A 17,194-nucleotide genomic window follows, 5' to 3' on the forward strand; every position below is an offset into this window, starting at 1 on the left:
ATGTGTACAACATGTGGTTGTCAGGACGGTAACCTTTATATTGAAGGTGACGAACATAACCCGCACTCAGCGTTTCGTGGTGCTCCGTTCTCCCCTGCCGCTCGCCCGGCGCTGAAAATCACCGGTGTCAAAACCGACGATTTTCGCCCAACCCAACTGGAACACGGCGACCTGCATTATGGTCATGGTGAAGCCGGTACCCACGCGCCCGGCATGAGCCAACGGCGGATGGTGGAAGTGGAAATCGACGTGCTGGAAAAAAACAACCAAATCGCCGCCCGCAACCGCGCCCGTTTCGCCGCTTCGCAGCAACTGGTGCTAAATCTGGTTTCCAGCCCCGGTTCCGGCAAAACCACCCTGCTTACCGAAACCCTTAAGCGCCTGAAAACGCGCGTCCCTTGTGCAGTGATTGAAGGCGATCAGCAGACAGTTAACGATGCCGCGCGCATTCGCGCGACCGGCACGCCGGCGATTCAGGTCAACACCGGGAAAGGCTGCCATCTTGACGCGCAGATGATTGCCGACGCCGCACCGCGCCTGGCGCTGGAAAATCGCGGCATTCTGTTTATTGAGAACGTCGGTAATCTGGTGTGCCCGGCGGGTTTCGACCTTGGCGAGCGCCATAAAGTGGCGGTGCTGTCGGTGACAGAAGGCGAAGACAAGCCGCTGAAATATCCGCATATGTTCGCCGCCGCCTCACTGATGCTGCTCAATAAAGTGGATTTGCTGCCCTACCTCGATTTTAACGTTGAGCAGTGCATCGCCTATGCGCGTGAAGTGAACCCGAGCATTGAAATCATGCTGATTTCCGCCACCAAAGGCGACGGAATGGACGCCTGGCTTGACTGGCTGGAGACGCAACGATGTGTATAGGCGTACCGGGGCAAATTTGCGCCATTGATGGCCTGCAAGCCAAAGTGGATGTCAGCGGCATTCAGCGCGATGTCGATTTAACGCTGGTCGGCAACACCGACGAAAACGGTCAGTCGCGTCTCGGCCAGTGGGTGCTGGTGCATGTCGGCTTCGCCATGAGCGTAATTAACGAAGAAGAAGCGCTGGATACGCTGGCGGCGCTGCAAAACATGTTCGATGTCGAACCAGATGTCGGCGCGCTGCTATACGGCGAGGAGAAATAATGCGTTTTGTCGACGAATACCGCGCCCCGGAACAGGTGATGCAACTGATTGACCACCTGCGTGAACGGGCAGCACATCTCTCTTATAGCGCCGCGCGCCCATTGCGCATTATGGAAGTGTGCGGCGGGCACACGCACGCTATTTTCAAATTTGGCCTCGATCAGTTACTGCCGGAAAATATTGAGTTTATTCACGGTCCCGGCTGCCCGGTTTGCGTGTTGCCAATGGGGCGGATTGATACCTGCGTGGAGATAGCCCAGCACCCGGAGGTGATTTTCTGCACCTTTGGTGACGCCATTCGCGTGCCGGGAAAAAACGGCTCGCTGCTGCAAGCAAAAGCGCGCGGCGCGGATGTGCGGATTGTCTATTCACCAATGGATGCGCTGGCGCTGGCGGAAAAAAATCCGCAGCGCAAAGTGGTGTTTTTTGGCCTCGGGTTCGAAACCACCATGCCCGCCACCGCCATTACCTTGCAGCAGGCAAAAGCCCGTAACCTCGATAACTTCTGGTTTTTCTGTCAGCACATTACGCTGATTCCTACGCTACGCAGCCTGCTGGAGCAGCCGGACAACGGCATCGACGCGTTTCTCGCGCCGGGACATGTCAGCATGGTGATCGGCACCGACGCCTATACCTTTATCGCCGATACGTATCAGCGCCCGCTGGTGGTCGCCGGGTTTGAGCCGCTCGATCTGTTGCAGGGCGTGGTGATGCTGGTTGAGCAGAAAATCGCCGCCCACAGCAAGGTGGAAAACCAGTATCGCCGTGTGGTACCGGACGAAGGCAACCGGCTGGCGCAGGCCGCCATTGCCGAAGTATTTACCGTGCGCGGCAACAGCGAGTGGCGCGGCCTGGGCATGATTGGCGAATCCGGTGTGCATCTGACGCCAGCGTATCAACGCTTTGACGCCGAAGCGCATTTTCGCCCGGCGGTACAGCAAGTGTATGACGATCCGCGCGCCCGCTGCGGTGACGTGCTGACCGGCCGCTGTAAACCGCACCAGTGCCCGCTGTTCGGTAATACTTGTAACCCACAAAGCGCGTTCGGTGCGCTGATGGTTTCATCAGAAGGTGCCTGCGCGGCCTGGTATCAATATCGTGCTCAGGAGTGTGAAGCATGAATGAAGTGCAGATGGCGCACGGCAGCGGCGGCCAGGCCATGCAACAACTCATCAACCAACTTTTTTTAGAAGCGTTCGATAATCCCTGGCTTGCAGAGCAGGAAGATCAGGCGCGTCTCGATCTGGCAGAACTTACGGCAAGCGGCGATCGGCTGGCGTTTTCCACCGACAGCTACGTTATCGATCCGCTGTTCTTTCCCGGCGGCAATATCGGCAAGCTAGCGGTGTGCGGCACGGCAAATGATATTGCCGTTAGCGGCGCAATACCGCGCTTCCTCTCCTGCGGTTTTATCCTTGAAGAGGGGCTGCCAATGGCAACGCTGAAGACCCTTGTTGAAAGCATGGCCGCCACTGCCCATAGCGCCGATATCGCCATTGTTACCGGCGATACCAAAGTGGTGCAGCGCGGCGCGGCCGATAAAGTATTTATCAATACGAGCGGTATTGGTGCTATCCCGGCGTCCATTCACTGGGCGGCGGCTTCGCTGCAACCCGGCGACGTGCTGCTGGCAAGCGGCACACTGGGCGATCATGGCGCGACCATCCTTAACCTGCGCGAAGGCTTAGGACTGGATGGCGAACTGACCAGCGACTGCGCAGTGCTGACCCCGTTGATTAGCCAACTGCGCGATCTTCCCGGCGTAAAAGCCCTGCGCGACGCCACGCGCGGCGGTGTTAACGCCGTGGTGCATGAGTTCGCTGCCGCCTGCGGTTACGGCATTGAGTTAAATGAACGAGATTTACCGGTAAAACCGGCAGTGCGCGGGGTTTGCGAATTGTTGGGGCTGGATGCACTGAATTTTGCCAACGAAGGCAAACTGGTGATTGCCGTACAGCGTGAAGCCGCAGAGCAGGCGCTGGCACAATTACGCGCTCATCCTTTAGGGCGCGACGCCGCAATGATTGGCGAAGTGGTCGAACGCAAAGGTGTACGTCTGACAGGCCTTTATGGAGTGAAGCGCCTGCTGGATTTACCCCATGCCGAGCCATTACCACGAATTTGTTAACTTTTTATTTTTATTAATTTTTTCACACCTTCTGCGTGTGTTCCTGGAAAAGCAAAATGTCGTATACACCGATGAGTGATCTCGGGCAACAAGGATTGTTTGATATAACGCGGATGTTATTACAACAGCCCGATATGGCCGCGCTTTGTGAAACGTTAACCCGGTTGACCCGCCAGTCGGGTCTCGCCGACAACGCCGCGATTGTGCTGTGGCATGCCGACAGCCATCTCGCCAGCCGTTACGCGGTGCAAGCGCCTGACAACAGCGCCAAATATAACGACCAGGCGCTGCTGGCAGGCGGCCCGGTGCGGCATATCCTCTCTCACCCGCAGGCGCTGCACTGCACCGCGCAACTCTTTAGCGAGACCTGGCCCGCCGTTGCCGAAAGCCGGATCTATCCGGCGTTTGCCCATTACTGCTTGTTGCCGCTCGCTGCTGAAGGGCAGATTTTTGGCGGCTGCGAATTTTTTCGCACCAGCGATAGGCCATGGAGCGACAAAGAGACCGAGCGCCTGCATACATTGACGCAAATCGTTGCCGTGGTTGCCGAGCAGTTGCAAAGCCGCGGCCACCCCACACCGGACTACGAGCTTCTGTGCCAGGAGCGCGACGATTTCCGCATTCTGGTCGCCATCACCAACGCGGTGCTCTCCCGGCTGCATATGGATGAACTGGTCAGTGAAGTAGCGAAAGAGATCCACTACTACTTCGGCATCGATGCCATTAGCCTGGTGCTGCGCGGCAGCCGCAAGGGCAAACTGACCATCTACTCGACGCATTATCTGGACGAAGCCGACCCCGCCCATGAAACGCAGGAAGTCGACGAACAGGGGACGCTGACCGAGCGAGTATTTAGCAGCAAAGAGATGCTGCTAATTAATCTGCATGAGCGCGACAAACTCGCCCCCTACGAGCGGATGCTGTTTGAAACCTGGGGCAATAAAATTCAGACCCTGTGTCTGCTGCCGCTGATGTCCGGGAAAAATCTGCTGGGCGTGCTGAAACTGGCGCAGTGCCAGAAAGAGGTCTTTACCCCGGCGAACCTGAAGCTGCTGCGCCAGATTGCCGAGCGCATCGCCATTGCCGTGGATAACGCGCTGGCCTACCAGGAGATCCACCGTTTGAAAGAGCGGCTGGTGGATGAAAACCTCGCACTGACTGAACAGCTGAATAATGTCGACAGTGAATTTGGCGAGATTATCGGGCGCAGCGATGCGATGTTCCGCGTACTCAAGCAGGTTGAAATGGTGGCGCAGAGCAACAGCACGGTGCTGATCCTTGGCGAAACCGGTACTGGCAAAGAGCTTATCGCGCGCGCCATTCATAACCTTAGCAACCGCAACAGCCGGCGGATGGTGAAGATGAACTGCGCGGCGATGCCGGCCGGGCTGCTGGAAAGCGATCTGTTTGGTCACGAGCGCGGCGCGTTTACCGGCGCTAGCGCCCAGCGCATCGGGCGTTTTGAGCTGGCGGATAAAAGCTCGCTGTTTCTTGACGAAGTGGGCGATATGCCGCTTGAGTTGCAACCCAAGCTCCTGCGCGTGTTGCAGGAGCAGGAGTTTGAGCGCCTCGGCAGCAATAAACTGATCCAGACTGATGTGCGGCTGATTGCCGCCACCAACCGCGATCTCAAACAGATGGTCGCCGACCGGGAATTTCGCAGCGATCTCTATTACCGTCTGAATGTGTTCCCCATCCACCTGCCGCCGCTGCGCGAGCGCCCGGAAGATATTCCGCTGCTGGTGAAAGCCTTCACCTTTAAAATCGCACGCAAAATGGGGCGCAATATCGACAGCATCCCGGCAGAAACCTTGCGTGTGCTGAGTGCGATGGAGTGGCCGGGGAATGTGCGTGAACTGGAGAACGTGATCGAGCGTGCGGTGCTGCTCACACGCGGCAACGTGCTGCAACTCTCAATGCCGGAAATCGCCGTGCCGTCCCTCGCACCTGAACCGCCCGCTGAAGTGGCGCGTGAAGGGGAAGATGAGTATCAACTGATTGTGCGCGTGCTGCGGGAAACCAACGGCGTGGTCGCCGGGCCAAAAGGCGCGGCGCAGCGACTGGGGCTGAAACGCACGACGCTGCTCTCCAGAATGAAACGATTAGGTATTGATAAAGAGACGTTATAGCCACAGACCCGACGGGCGTTTCGCGCGTCGGGCGTTTCGCGCGTCAACAGAGCCGTAAAAGCGCCAATCCGGCAAACGCATAACCAGCCTTCCCGAATACTCGCCCTGCTTTCTCAACGGTTATTTACGCCGGTACTTCTCCGGCAACTCGGGCACCGGGCGCTTATCGTCAATCAAATGACGCACCGTCAGCACCGGGTGACGCCACAGCATTCGCGGCCCCGCCCAGCGCATAATCTGTTTCATCTCTTCGCGTTTCGCAGGCTGGTAACAGTGCACCGGGCACTGTTTGCAGGCCGGTTTCTCTTCGCCAAACACACATTTATCCAGCCGCTTTTCCGCATAAGCATACAAATCCGCGTAGTGCGCCATGCTGCTTACCGCATCCGGGCAGGCGCGCTGATAAAGGGCAATCATTTTGCGGATAGTCAGTTTTTCTCGCAGGATCCGGGGGCCAGCCATACACATCACCAATAATTAAGATGCATAAATAATACACCTTAATAAATGTGCAAAAAACCTTGCCCGCCGCGTTTTCATGTAAAGGCCAGGCCTCTCATGCCGATACCTGTGTACGCACTTCTGCTGACGATGAAAAAATGGAGCCGTAATAACAAACGGCGCATACCCTTAAGGACAAACATGAAATCTTTTTTTCTACACCTGGCACTGCTCACGCTGACGATGACAGGAGCCGCGAAGGCGCAAACGCTGACAGAAAGTTTGCTGCGTTGCGACAGCACTTTTTTCAATGAACTCTATAAGCAGCGGGCAACGCTGGCGCACACCGCGCCACTGGTAACAGATAAGCAGCATCACGCCTGGTTTGCCGCGCCGAAAGACGGCGCCGATACCGTTTGGTTTAGCAAGCCTTTGCGCATAAATCAGCTCACCATTTCTGGCTTCGACAGGTCTCAAGAGTCACTGGGCAAATTGGGCGATTATTACTTCTGGGGATGGGTGATCGAAGAGCCCATGTCTGCGGTGATAGCTGCGTTGCCTGATGTTCACTGGCAAAAAGTCACTGACGGGTATTACGGCAATCCGCTGATCAAACGCGCCGGTGAGACAACATGGCGGGTCAACAAAACCGCCGTCAGCGGTATTGCTCCGGCAGCAGATAGCGTGGAAAAACTCGCTATGCTGGAAGTGAGTGCAGGCAAAACCTTTTTGCGCTGCTCGATTCAGGGCAAGGTCAGCAAGGACGAGTTACTGGCGGTGCGCCCGGATCTGCAAGGAGAGCAAAAATGAAAAAATCTCTGTTTATTGGCTCAGCACTGCTGCTGATGTCCGGCTGCACCAGCCATCCGGGTGCCACCGTTACGCAAGAGGAAACACCACCCAAGCGGGTCGTTAAGTTCGTGACACTCAGCAGCGGCGTCAGCTATCTGGATTTTCGCGCCATTTCCCTTTACGACGGCAACCCCTATTTGCGCCGTATTGACGTGATTCATAACTACAACGAAGGCATGCCGGTGAAAAAGAATCCGCTGATGATGATTCGCAGCGAACGCCAAAGCCTGGTCGTGAACTGTGATACACACCAATTCGCCCATGTACATAAGCTCTTCTTTTCAGAGCATTTTGCCACTGGCGACAAAATCGCCCGTATGAACACGCCAGGACAGTGGCAGGATTACCCGCCAACATCCTTGATCGGCCTGACGGCAGGCTTGCTGTGTAAGCTCCCGGAAGATCGCCTGGCCGCAGAGCCCGAACGCGATACGCAAACACCGGATCTGTTGACTTTGTTACAGAACGGAAAATAGCCGTCGGCACAGAATGCTTCCGGGCTACAGTGGGCAGATGCCACCGAGCATCGCCCACTGTTGGCTAACCTCACGAATATCGGCGATTAAAAACCCGCCGTGTCGGCTGCATCCACGCTTAATAGACATCGCGCTGATAGCGGTTTTCCCGCGCCATGGCTGCCAGCCATGCGTTCGCCTCGTCAGCGCTCATACCGCCAAAGGTTTGTGCCACCTGCTTTAAGGTGTTCTCGACATCTTTCGCCATCTGGCTTGCATCGCCGCAAACATAAAAGTGCGCCCCGGCAACTAACCAGCGCCACAACTCTTCACCCTGCTCCAGCATGCGGTGCTGAACATAGATTTTCTGCGCCTGATCGCGGGAAAACGCGCAGGTGAAACGTTGTAAAATGCCGTCGCGCTGCCAGGCTTCCAGCTCCTCACGGTAGTAAAAATCCGTGGCCGCATGCTGCTCGCCAAAGAACAACCAGTTATCGCCTCTGGCCCGCGTGGCCTGGCGTTCCTGCAAGAAACCGCGAAACGGCGCAATACCGGTGCCAGCACCGACCATGATCACCGCCGTGTTCGGATCGGTTGGCAGGCGAAAATGCGGCGAGGGCTGAAGAAAGATCGCCACACGCTCGGCACGATCCGCCAGAAAGGTCGAACACACACCACCGCGTTGCTTGCTGTCGCCATAACGCACGGTGGAAACCGTCAGTTCAACGCGCTGCGGGGAAACTGTCGGGCTGGAGGAGATGGAATAGAGCCTTGGCTGCAAGCGGCGCAGCGCCGCAAGCCACTGTTCTGCGGAAAGATGAACCGGGGAACACTGCAACAGGTCGATGACCTGCCGCCCCCACAGCCACTGCGCCAGCTCCTGCTGGTTTTCACTGGCAAGCAGACTGTTTAGCGTCTCACTTTTCGCGTGCTCAGCGACCAGACGTAGCACCTCCGGGGTGATCCGCGTGATGTCGAAGTAGTCGCAAAGCGCAGTCTGCAACGTCATCTCGCCCACGCCGCTAACCTGCACCACGCGTTGCCCATCCAGCGCCAGCAGGCCGAGGATTTCGGCGACCCGCTGTGGGCAGTTGCGCGGCCAGACGCCGAGCGCGTCACCCGCTTCGTAATTCAGCCCACTGCCTTGCAGATCAAAAGCGAACTGGCGGATCTCTTTTTCCGCCCCCGGCGCGCTCAGCAGTTGGTTAGTGACTAACGGCACGCTGACGGGAGCGTGGCGGCTGAAACCGGGTTTCGCCGTGGATTGCGCCGCGCTTTGCGGCGGCGCGCCGAGCCGCAGAATGTCAGTGTGGATCGCCGCCAGCCACTGCTGCGCCGCGTCGGTGTCGCCTGCGTCGCACTCACGGCACGCCAGCAGCCGCTGCGCGCCAAGGGCGGCCAGCCTGGTATCGAGTTTGCGGCCAAAACCGCAAAACTGTGCGTAACTGGCATCGCCAAACGCCAGCACCGAAAACGCCGTCTCGCTCAGCGTAGGCGCGTTTTCAGCGTTCAACGCAGCCCATAGCGCCGTGCCATTAGCGGGCGGATCGCCATCGCCAAAAGTGCTGGCGAGCAGTAACACGCGCGGCGCGGCGGCAATATCGTTAATACCGACGCTATCCATGGCGCGCAGTTTTACCGCCAGCCCGGCATGCAGAAGCTGTTCGGCGCAGCGGCGGGCAAAGGCCTGCGCATTGCCGGTGGTGGAAGCCCACAGCACCAGCACTAACCCGCTGTCCTCATCCGTTGCGGGTGCAGCGGCGGGCGCAGGCTGCTGTTCGCTGCGCACCAGCGCGATGGCGCAGTGTTTCAGTTCGGGTTGCAGCGAAACAGGGTCCAGCGCATCGCTGGTCAGCGCGTTAATCGCCAGGTTCTCGCCAAACAGATCGTTCCAGTGAAAGGGGGCAAAGTTGTTGCCGGGTCGCACACGGTCAGTCACGACCGCAGGCAGCCGTGCCATACCGCGCCGCGAGCGGATATCAACCCAATCCCCCTCGTTTATTGCCAGCCGTTGCGCGTCCTCGGGCGCGATTTCAATAAACGGTCCGGGGTTGAGCGTATTGAGCAGCGGGATTTTGCCGGTCTTGGTGAGCGTGTGCCACTGGTGCTGCACGCGTCCGGTGTTGAGCACCAATGGATAGTCGTCATCTGGCATTTCGGCAGGCGCGAGATCCGGGCGGGCAAAAAATTGCCCCTTGCCGCTGGCGGTAGCAAAACGCACGCGCCCGTTATCCTGCAAATAGCGAATGGGGTGACGCGTTTGATCATCATCCGGCGCACAAGGCCACTGCAACGGCGTCTGGCGCAGCCGCGCGTAGCTCGCGCCGCGAATGTCGTAGCCGGTTGCCGGGTTGTGAGCGGCGCGAATTTCATCAAACACCTCGGCGGCGCTGGCGTAGCGAAAGCCCTCGGCATACCCCATCTCACACGCCACGCTGGCGATAATTTGCCAGTCGGCAAGCGCATCGCCCGGCGGGGATACCGCATGCTGCATCAGCGTCATGGTGCGTTCGGAGTTGACCATCACCCCTTCGGCTTCTGCCCACAACGCGCCCGGCAACAGGATATCGGCATAGCGGTTGGTTTCGGTATCAAGAAACGCATCCTGAGAAATCACCAGTTCGGCGCGCGCCAGCCCGGCAATCACTTTTTCGCGGTTTGGCACGGTGGCGACTGGGTTGGTGCAGATTATCCAGCAGGCTTTGATCTCACCTGCGCTCATCGCGTCAAACAACGCGACCGTACCGCCGCCAACCTCGCTGCGCAGCGTGCCCGGCGGGCGTTGCCACAGGTGTTCGACGAAAGCACGATCTTCTTCTACCAGCACCGATCGCTGGCCTGGCAGCCCGCCGCCCATGTAACCCATTTCCCGACCGCCCATCGCGTTCGGCTGGCCGGTAAGGGAAAACGGCCCGCTGCCGGGGCGGCAAATCGCGCCGGTCGCGAGGTGTAAATTGCATAACGCGTTGGTGCTCCAGGTGCCGTGCGTACTCTGGTTTAGCCCCATCGTCCAGCAGCTCATCCATTCGCCCGCCTCGCCAATCCACTGCGCCGCCTGGCGAATGTCGGCTTCACGCAGCCCGGTGCGCTCTGCCACCTGCTGCGGCGTATAGTCCAGCAGGAAATCCGGCATCGCCTGCCAGCCGTCGGTGTGTTGGGCAATAAAATCGTTATCCAGTTGGCCGTTTTGCATCAGCCACGCCAACAGGCCATTAAGCAACGCGAGGTCGGTGCCGGGTTTGATCTGCAAAAAGAGCGAGGCTTTTTCCGCTGTGGCGGTACGCCGGGGGTCGACGACAATCAGTTTCGCCCCGGCGTTGACGCGCTCCATCATGCGCAGAAACAGGATCGGATGGCAGTCGGCCATGTTCGCGCCAATCACCAAAAACAGATCGGCATGTTCAAAGTCGTCATAAGAGCCCGGCGGCCCATCCGCGCCGAGCGAGAGTTTGTAGCCACTGGCGGCGCTGGCCATGCACAAGCGTGAGTTGGACTCGATATTGTTGGTGCCAATAAACCCTTTCGCCAGCTTGTTCGCCAGGTATTGCGCTTCTAAAGACATCTGCCCCGAGACATACAGCGCCAGCGCATCCGGGCCGTGCTTATCGATAATGCCACGCAACCGCCGGGCGGTTTCGCGGATGGCCTCATCCATCGCCGTACGTACCGGCTCATGCTGGCGCGACACGCGCAGATACGCGCTATCCAGTCTACCGGGTGCGGTTATCGCCCCGGCGCAGCTTTTGCCTTTGGTACACAGCCGTCCTTGGTTGGTCGGGTGACTTTTATCGCCCACTACACTGATGATGCGCTGGTTTTCAACCTGCATCACCAGCCCGCAGCCCACCCCGCAGTAGGGGCACACGCTTTTGATCTGCTCCATTTCGCCCCCGGGTTTGCTTAAGACGCTTCGGCAATTGCCGGGAACGTGTTCTGCGTGGCGGGTGCGTGCTGCACCCAAACTTGCCCGTGCTGGATTTTCACCGGCCAGACACGCAAGCGCAGCCCGGCATCGTCGAGGCTTTGCCCGTCGCACAAGCGAAAGCGTTTTTTATACAGCGGGGAGATAACAATGGGCTCACCGCCCGCATCGCCCACCAGCCCGCGCGCCAGCACATTGGCGTGGCTGCCCGGTTCATGGTTTTCGAGCGCGAAAACCTGCTGCTCACTGCCTGGCAGGTGAAACAGGGCAATCTGCTGCTGGCCAAGACGTGCCGCCATGCCAGCGTTCACCGGAATATCAGCCAGTGCGGCAATGTGCTCCCACTCACCATCACCGATGTGTGAATGGTTCTGCACCAGCGGTTTTTCCTGCGCCGTTGCCGGGCGAATCTGCCCGCGCTCCGGCACCATCACTACCGCTTCATCGGGTTTATCGCTATTGAGGAAGCCCCGGAACAGCAGGCGGTTTTGCGGGTTATCAAGCGTGGTTTTCCACTCGCACTGGTAGCTGTCGACCACCTGCTGCATTTCACGCTCCAGCTCAGCACCAATATCGAGACTGTCTTCCAGCACCACCTGTTTGAGGTAGGCCAGCCCGCCTTCCATGTTGTCCAGCCAGGTGCTGGTGCGCTGTAGCCGGTCGGCGGTGCGAATATAGAACATCAGCACCCGGTCGATGGTGCGGATCAGCGCTTCGCTGTCGAGATCGCTGGCAAACAGATCCGCGTGGCGCGGCTTCATACCGCCGTTACCGCAGACATACAGATTCCAGCCTTTGTCGGTAGCAATCACGCCAATGTCTTTGCCCTGCGCTTCGGCGCATTCTCGGGTGCAACCGGAGACCGCCATTTTGATTTTGTGTGGCGAGCGCAGCCCTTTGTAACGGTTCTCCAGTGCGATAGCCATGCCAGTGGAATCCTGCACGCCATAGCGGCACCAGGTGGAACCGACGCAGGATTTCACCGTGCGCAGGGATTTGCCGTAAGCGTGGCCGGTTTCAAACCCGGCGGCGATCAGCGCCTCCCAAATCGCGGGCAATTGCTCAAGGCGCGCACCAAACAGATCTACCCGCTGCCCGCCGGTGATTTTGGTGTAAAGGTTGTAGCGCTGCGCTACTTCCCCGATGGCGATAAGCCCCTGCGGCGTGATTTCACCCGCCGGGATGCGCGGCACCACCGAGTAGGTGCCATCTTTTTGAATGTTGGCGAAGAAGCGGTCGTTGGTGTCCTGCAACGGCAGGTGTTGCGGTTTAAGCAGATAATCGTTCCAGCACGAGGCGAGCATTGAGCCGACCAGCGGTTTGCACACTTCGCAGCCATGCCCCTGGCCGAACTGGTCGATAAGCGCGTCAAACGTGCGAATATCGTGCAGGCGGATCAGGTGATACAGCTCCTGGCGCGACCAGGCAAAATGCTCGCAAATATCTTTTTTCACTTCCACACCAAGCTGTTGCAGCTCGTGCTCCATAACCTGTTTCAGCAGCGGCACGCAGCCACCGCAGCCGGTGCCCGCTTTGGTGCAGCTTTTGAGCGCCCCAAGCTCGCTGCAACCGCCCGCCACGGCGGCGGCGATATCGCCCTTACTGACGTTATGACAGGAGCAGATTTGCGCGCTGGCGGCGAGCGCTGCAACACCCAGCCCTTTTGGTGCATCACCAGAAAGTGCAGGCAGGATGAGCGTTTGCGGCTGCGCGGGCAGCGGCATGTCGTTAAGCACCATTTGCAGCAGCAGGCTGTAATCGGCACTATCGCCAATCAGCACCGCGCCGAGCAGCCGTTTGCCATCGGCGGAAACGACAATTTTCTTATAGATTTCACGCGGGCCGTCGGTCCACTGATAGCTCTGGCTGCCGGCGGTTTTGCCATGTGCATCGCCAATAGAGGCCACCTCGACGCCAAGTAATTTCAGCTTGGTGCTCATATCCGCGCCGGTAAACGGCGTGTCGCGCGCCGCAAGCCTGTCCGCCACGCACCGCGCCATCTGGTAGCCCGGTGCGACAAGGCCAAAAATCTGCCCGTTCCACAACGCGCACTCGCCGATAGCGTAAATGGCGCTGTCGGAGGTCTGGCAGTGATCGTTGATGACAATGCCGCCGCGCGGCCCCTTTTGCAGCCCTGCGCTTTCCGCCAGCTCATCGCGCGGGCGAATGCCCGCCGAGAACAGCAGCAGATCGGTTTCCAGAAAACTGCCGTCGGCAAAGCAGAGACGATGGCGCGCTTGCTCGCCGTCGATGATTTCCCGCGTCTCTTTGCGGGTGTGTACTTGCACGCCGAGCGCTTCGATTTTGCGTTGCAGCATCATGGCACCGCCTTCATCGAGCTGCACTGCCATCAGGCGCGGAGCAAACTCGACAACGTGGGTTTCCAGCCCTAGCTGACGCAGGGCGTTGGCGGCTTCAAGCCCCAGCAAACCGCCGCCAATCACCACGCCGCTTTTTGCGTTTTCCGCCTGCGCAGCAATGGCGTCCAGATCGTCGAGCGTGCGGTATACCAGGCAACCGGGGCGCGTATTGCCGCTGATCGGCGGCACAAAGGCATACGAGCCGGTAGCGAGCACCAGCGTGTCATAGTGGGTTTCCACACCCTGCGCATCGCGCACGCAGCGTTGCTGGCTGTCGATAGCGACAATTTTGCTCGCGCAGTGCAGCGTGATGCCGCTCTCGGCAAAGAACCCTTCGCTTACCAGCGACAACGACTGCGCGCTGCGCCCGGCGAAATATTCGGAAAGATGCACGCGGTCATAAGCGGGCAGCCGCTCTTCGCCAAATACCACGATGTCGTAATGCTGGTGCAGTTCGCGATCCACAAGCTGTTGCAGAAAGTAGTGGCTCACCATGCCGTGGCCAATCACCGCTAAAACGGGCTTTTTCATAACCTGAATCCTTAATGCAAAAGAGAAAGAGAGATCAGGCCGCTTTGGGCTGCTTCTCATACAGGAAATGCAGCACCTGCTGGCGATAGCGCTGATACTGCGCGTCGTCGGCGAGCGAAACGCGCGAGCGCGGACGTTCCAGCTCCACCGCCATGATTTCGCCGATACTCGCCGCCGGGCCATTGGTCATCATCAATACACGGTCGGAAAGCAGCACCGCCTCATCCACATCGTGGGTGATCAGCACAATGGTGGTATGCAGACGTTGTTGGATCTCCATCACCGCATCCTGTAAATGGGCGCGGGTTAAGGCGTCGAGCGCGCCAAAGGGTTCATCCATCAGCAATACGCTCGGTTTCATCGCCAGCGCGCGGGCAATGCCGACACGCTGCTTCATGCCGCCGGAGATCTCGTGCGGGCGCTTATTCCAGGCGTGGGACATATGGACCAGATCCAGGTTGTGCATGATCCATTCGTGTATCTCCACTTTGCTCATTTCACCGCGAAAGACATGGCGCACCGCCAGCCCGACGTTGTCGTATGCCGTCAGCCACGGCAACAGCGAGTGGTTCTGAAACACCACGCCGCGCTCCGGCCCTGGGCCGTCGATTTCGCGGTTGTTGCACAGCAGACCGCCGCTGGTGGGCAGTGTCAGTCCGGCAATCAAATTCAGCAGCGTGGATTTGCCGCAGCCGGAGTGACCAATCAGGCTAATGGTTTCGCCGGGGTGGATGTCGAAGCTGACGTTATCAAGCGCCAAAAACTCACCGCTGCTGGTGTTAAAACGCTGGCTCACTTGCTGAACCTGGATAATCGGATTGGTACGCATCAGAGCCCCCTAGCGGTTGGTGTAGTTAAAACGGTTAGCAATCCACATCAGCGCCTGCTCCAGCAGCAGACCGACCACGCCAATCACCACGATGGCAATGATGATGTGTTCCACATTCAGGTTGTTCCACTCGTTCCAGATCCAAAAACCGATGCCGATGCCGCCGGTCAGCATTTCTGCCGCCACGATCACCAGCCAGGCAATGCCAATCGATAACCGCATGCCAGTGAGGATGCCGGGCAGCGCGGCGGGCAGCAGGATTTTGCGCATAATGGCGAACTCGGAAAGTTTCAGAACCCGCGCGACATTCAGGTAATCCTGCGGGATCTGCCGTACGCCTTCGGCGGTGTTGAGAATCATCGGCCAGATGGAGCAGATAAAAATCGTCCAGCTTGACGCCGGTTCCGCGCGCTGGAATAGCAATAAACCAATCGGCAGCCAGGCCAGCGGGCTGACCGGGCGCAGCAGGGAGATGAGTGGGTTAAGCATGTTGGCGACAAAACGAAAGCGGCCAATCAAAAAACCGGTGGGAATACCAACCAGTGCGGCAAGGCCAAAACCGGTCGCCACGCGCGCTAATGACGCCAGCACATTCCAGCCAATGCCCTGATCGTTAGGCCCGGCGACATAAAACGGATCGGCAAAAACCTCCAGCGCCGCCAGCCATGTTTGCCACGGCGTGGGAAAGTTTTTGCTGTTCAGCGCCACCACCTGCCACAAGCAGAGCAGCAGACCGATGCCGAGCAACGCAGGCACCACGCGCTGCATCAGCGGGCGTAACAGCGACGGGCGACGACGCACGCGCACTTTAGCGGGCAGCGTAACAATCTCTGCCTGCTGGGGAATTTTCGCCGCTTCGTCCAGCGGAATCGGGATAACTTGCGCCTGGTTTTTCATCAGCGACCTCTCATTTTTTTACGCTAAAGCCGTTGGCGTAGGCGACAGGATTACTGCCGTCCCAACGAACGCCATCCATCAACACGCTGCTGCGCATATCGCTGCCCGGCAGCGGAACATTGCCCACGCTGGCGGCGGCCTGTTTGTAGATATCAATGCGGTTCACCTGGCGGGCGATGGCGAGGTAGTCCGGATCGCTGTCGAGCAGCCCCCAGCGTTTGTGTTGGGTGAGAAACCACATCCCATCGGAGAGCCACGGGTAGTTGACCGAGCCATCGTGGAAAAAGCGCATCGCGTGCTGATCTTTCCAGCTTTTGCCAATGCCGTTGTCGTACTGGCCGAGCATGCGGCCAACAATGGTTTCTTCTTTGGTGTTCAGGTAAGCACGCCCGGCAATCACCTTCGCCGTTTCACGGAGGTTGTCGTCCGAGGCGTCAATCCAGCGCGAGGCTTCCAGAACTGCGGCGGTCAGCGCGCGGGCGCTGTTAGGGTTCTTTTCGACCCAATCGGCGCGTGTGCCGAGCACTTTTTCCGGGTGATCCGGCCAGATATCCTGGCTGGTCGCGGCGGTAAAACCGATGCCATCGCTGATGGCGCGCTGGTTCCACGGTTCACCGACGCAGTAGCCGACCATGTTGCCAATTTTCATGTTCATCACCATTTGCGGCGGCGGCACCACCACGCTGCGGATGTCATTGAGCGGGTTAATACCCGCGCTCGCCAGCCAGTAGTTGAGCCACATGGCGTGGGTGCCGGTCGGGAAGGTTTGCGCAAAGGTGTAAGTGCCCGCCGGGCTGGCGGCGAGATGCTTCGCGAGCGCGGGCAAATCGGTGACGCCCGCCTCGTGCAGCGCGTTAGCCAGCGTGATCCCCTGACCGTTCTGGTTGAGGGTCATCAGCGCTGCCATGTTGGTTTGCGGCCCGGAAAGCCCCATTTGCAAGCCGTAAAGTTGGCCGTAGAGAATGTGCGAAGCATTCAGCTCGCCAGAAAGAAGCTTGTCGCGCACCGACGCCCAGTTGGCCTCTTTGCTCGGCAAAATGGTGATGCCATATTTTTTGTCGAAGCCTTTCACCGCCGCCATGACCACCGAGGCGCAATCGGTGAGTGGAATAAAGCCCACGCGGATCTCTTTAAGCTCCGGTGCGTCAGAACCGGCGGCCCATGCGCGGTTGATGACGCCCGGCACCAGCAGGCTGCCGCCCAGCGCCGCGCTACCCAGTAAAAACTGACGGCGGGAAACCGTCATACCTTTCGTGTTGTTATCACTCATGCCACCCTCGCGCTGCTCACCGTTGTGGGATGCAAAAAAAAAACGGCGCCCATAAGCCCGTGCAAAGCTGCACGCTTATGGACGCCGTTGTCCGCTTAACGCTAAACCGACCGCCGTTGGTCGGGTGCGCGTTGTGATTTTTTTCTACCTGGGAAGGTTAAAGCAAAGGCTGTGCCAGAATTGAAAACGGCGGATTTCGCGGCATATTGCCGTTAACACCCCAGCGCGGCGCACTGCGGAAGGG

General features: G+C 58.7%; 13 protein-coding genes. 7 read left to right on the forward strand and 6 right to left on the reverse strand.

The genetic code is table 11. The features are described 5' to 3' along the window. Genes hypB through flhA form a run of 5 tightly spaced genes read left to right on the forward strand, consistent with a single transcriptional unit; the run spans position 1 to position 5,393 of the window. Positions 1-873 (forward strand): hydrogenase nickel incorporation protein HypB, encoded by an 873-nt coding sequence (gene hypB / locus ACFX4O_RS21975; RefSeq protein ID WP_380211279.1) that lies wholly within the window; start codon positions 1-3, stop codon positions 871-873. After that, the gene (locus tag ACFX4O_RS21980; protein WP_131408746.1) at positions 864-1,136 is read left to right on the forward strand and encodes a HypC/HybG/HupF family hydrogenase formation chaperone; all 273 of its coding nucleotides are present in this window, start codon (positions 864-866) and stop codon (positions 1,134-1,136) included. The genes hypB and ACFX4O_RS21980 overlap by 10 nt, the downstream gene beginning before the upstream one ends. Continuing rightward, a complete protein-coding gene (gene hypD / locus ACFX4O_RS21985; RefSeq protein ID WP_380211277.1) occupies positions 1,136-2,257 on the forward strand; it encodes a hydrogenase formation protein HypD in 1,122 nt (373 codons plus the stop codon). The genes ACFX4O_RS21980 and hypD overlap by 1 nt, the downstream gene beginning before the upstream one ends. Further along, positions 2,254-3,264 carry a hydrogenase expression/formation protein HypE gene (gene hypE / locus ACFX4O_RS21990; RefSeq protein ID WP_380211275.1) on the forward strand — a complete coding sequence of 337 codons (1,011 nt, stop codon included), beginning with the start codon at positions 2,254-2,256 and terminating at the stop codon, positions 3,262-3,264. Before hypD ends, hypE begins: the two co-directional genes overlap by 4 nt. Before the next feature lie 56 nt (positions 3,265-3,320). After that, positions 3,321-5,393, forward strand: a complete 2,073-nt coding sequence (gene flhA / locus ACFX4O_RS21995) for a formate hydrogenlyase transcriptional activator FlhA (protein WP_380211273.1) — start codon at positions 3,321-3,323, stop codon at positions 5,391-5,393. A 120-nt stretch (positions 5,394-5,513) separates the two neighbouring features. Here flhA and ACFX4O_RS22000 read toward each other — a convergent pair whose 3' ends face one another. Next, positions 5,514-5,855: a nitrous oxide-stimulated promoter family protein gene (locus ACFX4O_RS22000; RefSeq protein ID WP_380211271.1), complete on the reverse strand. Its 342-nt coding sequence runs from the start codon at positions 5,853-5,855 to the stop codon at positions 5,514-5,516. A 180-nt stretch (positions 5,856-6,035) separates the two neighbouring features. Between ACFX4O_RS22000 and ACFX4O_RS22005 the strand changes: the two genes are divergently transcribed. Both ACFX4O_RS22005 and ACFX4O_RS22010 read left to right on the forward strand, forming a co-directional pair. Next, a complete protein-coding gene (locus ACFX4O_RS22005; RefSeq protein ID WP_380211269.1) occupies positions 6,036-6,644 on the forward strand; it encodes a hypothetical protein in 609 nt (202 codons plus the stop codon). After that, on the forward strand, positions 6,641-7,162 hold the full coding sequence (locus ACFX4O_RS22010) for a surface-adhesin E family protein (RefSeq protein ID WP_380211267.1): 522 nt from the start codon (positions 6,641-6,643) through the stop codon (positions 7,160-7,162). The genes ACFX4O_RS22005 and ACFX4O_RS22010 overlap by 4 nt, the downstream gene beginning before the upstream one ends. A 118-nt stretch (positions 7,163-7,280) precedes the next feature. Here the strand turns inward: ACFX4O_RS22010 and ACFX4O_RS22015 are convergent, their stop codons facing one another. Genes ACFX4O_RS22015 through ACFX4O_RS22035 form a run of 5 tightly spaced genes read right to left on the reverse strand, consistent with a single transcriptional unit; the run spans position 7,281 to position 16,950 of the window. Next, positions 7,281-11,024 carry a molybdopterin-dependent oxidoreductase gene (locus ACFX4O_RS22015; protein WP_380211265.1) on the reverse strand — a complete coding sequence of 1,248 codons (3,744 nt, stop codon included), beginning with the start codon at positions 11,022-11,024 and terminating at the stop codon, positions 7,281-7,283. A gap of 17 nt (positions 11,025-11,041) precedes the next feature. Beyond that, entirely contained in the window at positions 11,042-13,954 is a 2,913-nt protein-coding gene (nirB, locus tag ACFX4O_RS22020) for a nitrite reductase large subunit NirB (RefSeq protein ID WP_380211264.1), read from the reverse strand. A gap of 34 nt (positions 13,955-13,988) precedes the next feature. Continuing rightward, a complete protein-coding gene (locus ACFX4O_RS22025) occupies positions 13,989-14,783 on the reverse strand; it encodes an ABC transporter ATP-binding protein (RefSeq protein ID WP_380211262.1) in 795 nt (264 codons plus the stop codon). 9 nt (positions 14,784-14,792) lie between these two features. Continuing rightward, positions 14,793-15,680: a nitrate ABC transporter permease gene (gene ntrB, locus ACFX4O_RS22030; RefSeq protein WP_131408726.1), complete on the reverse strand. Its 888-nt coding sequence runs from the start codon at positions 15,678-15,680 to the stop codon at positions 14,793-14,795. 10 nt (positions 15,681-15,690) lie between these two features. Further along, on the reverse strand, positions 15,691-16,950 hold the full coding sequence (locus tag ACFX4O_RS22035) for a CmpA/NrtA family ABC transporter substrate-binding protein (RefSeq protein ID WP_380211260.1): 1,260 nt from the start codon (positions 16,948-16,950) through the stop codon (positions 15,691-15,693). Positions 16,951-17,194 lie beyond the last annotated feature (244 nt).

Source organism: Kosakonia sp. YIM B13571 (assembly GCF_042788095.1).
Classification (GTDB): domain Bacteria; phylum Pseudomonadota; class Gammaproteobacteria; order Enterobacterales; family Enterobacteriaceae; genus Kosakonia; species Kosakonia quasisacchari.